This window comes from Nitratidesulfovibrio liaohensis (assembly GCF_011682075.1).
Taxonomy (GTDB): Bacteria; Desulfobacterota; Desulfovibrionia; order Desulfovibrionales; family Desulfovibrionaceae; genus Cupidesulfovibrio; species Cupidesulfovibrio liaohensis.
In genome coordinates, this window is sequence record NZ_VSMK01000141.1 from 1 (window position 1) to 6,069 (window position 6,069).

The 6,069-nt window shown below is 66.3% G+C and carries 5 protein-coding genes; 2 read left to right on the forward strand and 3 right to left on the reverse strand.

The genetic code is table 11. The features are described 5' to 3' along the window. Positions 1-98: 98 nt before the first annotated feature. From FVW27_RS06005 to FVW27_RS06015, 3 genes are all read right to left on the reverse strand, one after another. Complete coding sequence (locus FVW27_RS06005) at positions 99-1,541, reverse strand: catalase (RefSeq protein ID WP_167123586.1); 1,443 nt, start codon at positions 1,539-1,541, stop codon at positions 99-101. 233 nt (positions 1,542-1,774) lie between these two features. Next, complete coding sequence (locus FVW27_RS06010) at positions 1,775-2,272, reverse strand: Fur family transcriptional regulator (RefSeq protein ID WP_243838241.1); 498 nt, start codon at positions 2,270-2,272, stop codon at positions 1,775-1,777. Between the two features lie 168 nt (positions 2,273-2,440). Continuing rightward, positions 2,441-3,457 (reverse strand): TerC family protein, encoded by a 1,017-nt coding sequence (locus FVW27_RS06015; RefSeq protein WP_167123588.1) that lies wholly within the window; start codon positions 3,455-3,457, stop codon positions 2,441-2,443. 1,247 nt (positions 3,458-4,704) lie between these two features. Between FVW27_RS06015 and FVW27_RS06020 the strand changes: the two genes are divergently transcribed. Further along, the gene (locus FVW27_RS06020; protein WP_012612377.1) at positions 4,705-5,064 is read left to right on the forward strand and encodes a TraR/DksA family transcriptional regulator; all 360 of its coding nucleotides are present in this window, start codon (positions 4,705-4,707) and stop codon (positions 5,062-5,064) included. 383 nt (positions 5,065-5,447) lie between these two features. Next, positions 5,448-6,069, forward strand: a 622-nt coding sequence (locus FVW27_RS06025; protein WP_167123590.1) for a fused MFS/spermidine synthase, incomplete at its 3' end; no start/stop codon positions are given.

Below are 6,069 nucleotides of genomic sequence, written 5' to 3' on the forward strand. Positions count from 1 at the left end.
CGGAGCGCCGGACCGCCGGAGCGGGGGAGGCGGCAGCCGGGCCGCCCTCCGGAACAATGGTGCGCGCCCGGCCCGTGGGGCCGGGCGCGCTGTGCATGTTACATCTTCAGCCCCAGGGCCTTGGCCACGCCCGCACCGTAAGCCGGATCGGCCTTGGCGCAGTTGCCCACGTGGCGTCGCTTGATCTCTTCCGGCGCATCGCCCATGGCCCGCGCGGTGTTCTGGAACAACTCGTCCTGCTGCTGCGGGGTCATCAGGCGGAACAGGCGCCCCGGCTGGTCGTAGTAGTCGGCATCGTCCTCGCGGTAGTTCCAGTGCGCGGCATCGCCCTTGATGGCCAGGGGCGGCTCGGCGAAGTCGGGCTGTTCCTGCCATTCGCCGTAGCTGTTGGGTTCGTAGGCCAGGGTGCTGCCGTGGTTGCCGTCCACCCGCATGGCCCCGTCGCGGTGGTAGCTGTGCACCGGGCAGCGCGCGGCGTTGACCGGGATCAGGTGGTGGTTCACGCCCAGGCGGTAGCGGTGCGCGTCGCCGTAGGAGAACAGGCGGCCCTGCAGCATCTTGTCGGGCGAAAAGCCGATGCCCGGCACCACGTTGGCGGGGTTGAACGCGGCCTGCTCCACCTCGGCGAAGTAGTTTTCGGGGTTGCGGTTCAGTTCCAGCACCCCCACCTCGATGAGCGGGGCGTCCTTGTGAAACCACACCTTGGTCAGGTCGAAGGGGTGGTAGGGGAACTTTTCCACGTCCCGTTCCGCCACCACCTGCACGTACATGGTCCACCTGGGGAAGTCACCGCGCTCGATGCTGTCGTACAGGTCGCGCTGGTGGCTTTCGCGGTCCCTGGCCACGATGGCCTCGGCCTCGGCATCGGTCAGGTTCCTGATGCCCTGCTGGGTGCGCAGGTGGAACTTCACCCAGTAGCGTTGGTTGTCCGGGCTGATGAAGCTGAAGGTGTGGCTGCCGAAGCCGTGCATGTGCCGGTAGCTGGCGGGAATGCCCCGGTCGCTCATGACCACGGTGACCTGGTGCAGCGCCTCGGGCAGGGATGTCCAGAAATCCCAGTTGTTCTTCGCGCTGCGCATGTTGGTGCGCGGGTCGCGCTTCACGGCGTGGTTCAGGTCGGGGAACTTCAGGGGGTCGCGCAGGAAGAAGACCGGGGTGTTGTTGCCCACCAGGTCCCAGTTGCCCTGTTCGGTGTAGAACTTGATGGCGAATCCCCGGATGTCGCGTTCCGCGTCGGCAGCGCCGCGTTCGCCCGCCACGGTGGAAAAGCGCACGAACAGGTCGGTCTTCTTGCCGATTTTCGAGAACAGGGCCGCCTTGGTGTATTTGGAAATGTCGTGGGTGACGGTGAACGTGCCGTACGCGCCGGACCCCTTGGCGTGCATGCGCCGCTCGGGAATCACTTCCCGGTCGAAGTGGGCCAGCTTTTCAAGAAACCACACGTCTTGCAGCAGCATGGGGCCGCGCGGCCCGGCGGTCATGGCATTCTGGTTGTCGGGTACCGGGGCGCCTGCGTTGGTGGTGAGCTTGTGCTTTGTCATGGGTTCCTCCTGTTGGGGGTGCCTGTTGGATGTCGGTAGGGGACTGCCTGGAGAGACGGCGCTATAGTTGTTGATAAAAATACTCTTGTAATAATTATTATCCAAAAGTGGAAATAACTGTCAACGAAAATGAAGAGGCCCGGCGGGGCCGGGCCTGATATTGTGTGGAATGTGCTGTAAAAGCAGTGTTCTTAGAAGAGACGAGTATGGGGCGGCCACGCTGGCCAATTCGATCAGTCCGGGCGTTGATCCGTGGCGTGGTCGGTGGCGGTCGGCGTCACGTCCTTGGGCCTCGGAGACGCATCCTGGCAGGCCGGGCACAGCCCGAACATGTCGAACCGGTGGCTGTCCACGGCAAAGCCCGTTTCGGCGGCCATGCGCGCCACCAGTTCGTCCAACCCCTGCGACGAATAGTCGGCGATGGCCCCGCACCGGGTGCAGATAAGGTGGGGATGCGGTTCCGGGTGCCTGCCGTCGTAGCGGCTGCCCAGTTCGCCAAAGCCCAGTTCCAGCACTTCGCCGTCTTCCTTCAGCAGGGCGATGGTCTTGTATACCGTGGCCAGGCTGGTGGTGGGAAAGTCCGGCAGGATGGACTGGTGCAGTTGTTCCACCGTGGGGTGGCCGTCGTGTTCGATCAGGGCGCGGATGATGGCCACCCGCTGGGGGGTGAGTCGGTGTCCGTTGTCGCGCAGGCGTTCCAGCAGGGTGGCGAGGCGGGTGCGGGTATCCATGAGGTGCCGGTGCGTTCCGGAGCCGGGGCGGTTGTGGTGGATGCGTCGTCGTGGCCCGTTGGGCCAGTCACGGCTGCCTCGTCAGTCGAGACACGTTGCGGGCCAACTGGGGGGCAGTCGGGAGAGCGGTTATTTGCGGATAAAAGATATTCCGGAGCAGAGGGGGTGTCAACGCGGGGTCTTGCCGGTGTCGTCGGCGGAGCCTTCGCTCTTGCTCGGGGTGCCCGGCACCCAGCCCAGGGGCGGGGCGGCCTGCGCTTCCGCGTCCGCGCCGCGTGTCTTCAGCATCGAAATCAGCATGGACCCGGCAATGATGGCAAATGTCACCAGCAGTGCGACGCCGGTGGAAATGATCTTGGCGTCGAAGGCGGCGTTGACGATCATCTTGCCGCCGATGAACACCAGCACCAGCGACAGGCCGTACTTGAGGTAGCGGAAGCGGTGGATGACCCCCGCCAGCGCGAAATACAGCGCCCGCAGGCCCAGGATGGCGAACACGTTGGAGGTGTAGACGATGAACGGGTCGGTGGATACGGCGAAGATGGCGGGGATGGAGTCCAGCGCGAAGACCAGGTCGGAGAATTCGATGATCACCAGCACCACCAGCAGCGGGGTGGCGTGCAGAAGGCCGTTCTTGCGCACCACGAAGTGTCCGCCCTCGTAGCCTTCCGTCAGCCGGAAGTGGCGGCGGAACAGCCGCACCACCCGGTTGCCGGAAAGGTCCGGCTCGCTGTCGGCCGCCAGCAGCATCTTGATGCCGGTGATGACCAGAAACCCGCCGAACACGTAGATCACCCAGTGGAAGGCGTTCAGGATGGCCGCCCCGGCCAGGATAAGCCCGGCGCGCATGGCCAGCGCCCCCAGAATGCCCCAGAACAGCACCCGGTACTGCAAGGCGGCGGGCACCGCGAAATGGGTGAACACCAGCACGAATACGAAGATGTTGTCCACGCTGAGGCTTTTTTCGATGAGGTAGCCGGTGATGTATTCCAGCCCCTTCTGCTCGCCCATGAACACGAACACGCCGCCGCCGAAGGCCAGCGCCAGCGCGAAGTAGGCAAGGCTCATCCACAGCGCGCCGGACAGGGACATTTCCTTGTCCTTGCGGTGCAGCACGCCAAGGTCGAAGGCCAGCAGGACGAGCACGAAGAGGTTGAAGCCGCCCCAAAGCATGTAGCCGGACATGAAGGTTCTCCCTGTCATGGTAGGTAGGGTCGAGTCGCACGGGGTGACGCGGTGCGAAACCGCGCGCCCGACCCGTGCGCCTGACCTGTGAGCCTGATCCGTGCACCGGACCCGCGCGCCTGACCGCGTGATGCGGTTGCTGCCGGGCGGGTACGCTTTTCGATGTTCGCAATCTAGCAGGATGACGGGACGGAAGCAACGCGGCAGCCGGGGGGGGGCGTCGGCAGGCTTGCCGGGTGGTGTGCCCGCCATCGCAAGGGGCAGGGGGTCCGGCAACGGATTGACGCGTGGGCGTCACACCGTTGCGCAATGTTTTGCACCGTGCGGAAAAGAAACGCATTTTGGCTTGCGCGACGGACCAACCCGGACTATAGCGCATGCAACGGGGACCGCATTGCGCAGGCAGGCGCCCAGGGCGCCGTACCTCGCCACCTTCAACCGTCGCAGAAGGATGTCCGTTCGATGAGGTACTTGTTGCTGGCCATCATCATTCTCACTTCGGCCCTGTTCACATTCGTCCATGCGCAGAACGAGGTAGCGCGCGGTGCCGCGGCATCCGCGCCCCTTGAAGCTGCGCAGGACCGCTGAGCCAATCCGGCGCTCCACGCCGGGCGAACGCGCCGACCAGCCTTCGGGCCGGTCGGCGCGTTCCGTTTTTTTCGGGCGCCCGGTGTCCACGGTGTGCCCCCGACTGGTCTCTGGTGCCCCCGTCATGGCCAGGGCCGGGGTGGCGCGCTGCGGTAGCCGTGGTTCGTCATTCCACGGCGGGCGGTAGTGGGGGCGGCGTGCTGTCCGCGTCGAACGCAAGATAATTCATGGTGTTGTGCAGTGCCGGTGCAGCGTGGCGCGAAGCGTGGGACAGGTGGCGCATCAGGGCTTGCATTGGCCGCAAGAAGATGTATAGTAAGGCCGTTGCGTCCGAAACAGTTCTTTCGTGAAGCACACGGAATTTACCCTCAGAAGCTGAACAAGGAATCTCCCATGCGTTTCATTACCCTTTCCGCCCGCGCCACCGCATTCACCGGTTCCGACCGGTTCTTTGCCTGTGGTGAACGTGTCACCGGGACGGGGGGGGGCGCATAGCGGCATTCCGCACGCACACGCAACACGCGGCCCCGTCCACCATCCTGGTAGGCGGGGCTTTTTTTTTACCCACCCGACAAACTTGCCCCAAGGGGCACCCGGCGCCTGGCCGCCCCCCGCGCACCGCGCGGGCAGGGCCAAGGCCGCGCCGAAGGAGGAGCGACATGCGCGAAGAAACCATTGCCGTGGTACGGCGCAGACTGAAGCAGGAAATCCGCGACCTGCGCGAGGCCCTGGACCGCTGGCGCGGCCTGCAGGGCGTGGAGGATGCGAGCGACCCCGAGCGGATGCCCGACGTGGAAGGCATGACCTACCGGTCGTGGAAGCAGCGCACCGAAACACGCTTGCAGGTGCTGCGCGCCACGCTGGAGAGGCTGGACGACGAGGACTTCGGCTACTGCGACGACTGCGGCAACGAGATTCCCGCCGCGCGGCTGCTGGCCGTGCCCACCACCACCCGCTGCGTGCACTGCATGTCCGCGCGCGAAGAGCGCGGGGCGCAGGCCCGGCCCATGGTGTTTTGACAAGGGGGCTCCGCATTGGCGGAGCCCCTTTTGCGTGCCCGGCCGTTCCCGCACTTGCGGCGGAAGGTGCGTTGCTTTATGTCCCGATGCGAAGGCCGTCGTGCCCGGTGCCGGCCGCGAAATCGCTTCGGTCCGCCATGCTCCGCCCGCGCAGCGGAGACGCGAAAGGGACGTGGCGTACCCCTGCCGGGCACGGCGACCTTCCCTTTCATGTGCGGGGCAGCGCCTCGCACAACCGTGCGCGACCGCCCTGTTTACCCGCCAGCCCCCGCCCTTTCCGCCGCCGCCCCGTTGCCTCGCCGCCCCGCCCCCTGATACAGCAAGAGCACGGCATCCCCGCGTATCTTCTCCCTTCCCCGATCCTCGCTCCCGCAGGAGGCCCCATGCTCGACGCGATCATGTTCCTGTCCGGCACCATGGTCATGGTGCTCGAAATGGTGGGGGCGCGCCTGCTGGCCCCGCATCTGGGCACCTCGGTCATCGTCTGGACCAGCCTCATCGGCGTGGTGCTGGCCAGCCTGAGCGCGGGCTACTGGCTGGGCGGGCGCCTGGCCGACCGAACCTTGTCGCGGCGCACCCTGTCGCGCATCCTGGCCGGGGCCGCGTTGTCCGTGCTGGCCGTGGCCCTGGCGCATGGCCGGGTGGTGGGTTGGGTGGCTGGTGGGCTCGATTCGCTGTACCTCGCCGCCGTGGTGGCCGCTGTGCTGCTGTTCGCCGTGCCGGGCGTGCTGTGCGGCATGGTGTCGCCCTACGTGGTGCGCCTGGCCCTGTCGGACATGGACACCTCCGGCGCGGTGGTGGGGCGGCTGTACGCCGTATCCACGGCGGGCAGCATTCTGGGTACCTTTCTGGGCGGCATGGTGCTGGTTTCCTGGTTCGGCAGCACGCTGATCCTGCACGGGGTGGCGGCCTGCCTGCTGGGGGCCTCGCTGCTGGCGCACCCCCGCACGCCGCTGGCCCGGCTGGCCCTGCTGGTCGGGGTGGGGGCGCTGGCCTGGGCCTCGC

Coding starts and splice junctions, on each gene's coding strand:
- FVW27_RS06020 (WP_012612377.1), top strand. CDS start 4,705: ATGCGCGAAGAAACCATTGCCGTGGTACGGCGCAGACTGAAGCAGGAA.
- FVW27_RS06010 (WP_243838241.1), bottom strand. CDS start 2,272: ATGGATACCCGCACCCGCCTCGCCACCCTGCTGGAACGCCTGCGCGAC.
- FVW27_RS06005 (WP_167123586.1), bottom strand. CDS start 1,541: ATGACAAAGCACAAGCTCACCACCAACGCAGGCGCCCCGGTACCCGAC.
- FVW27_RS06015 (WP_167123588.1), bottom strand. CDS start 3,457: ATGTCCGGCTACATGCTTTGGGGCGGCTTCAACCTCTTCGTGCTCGTC.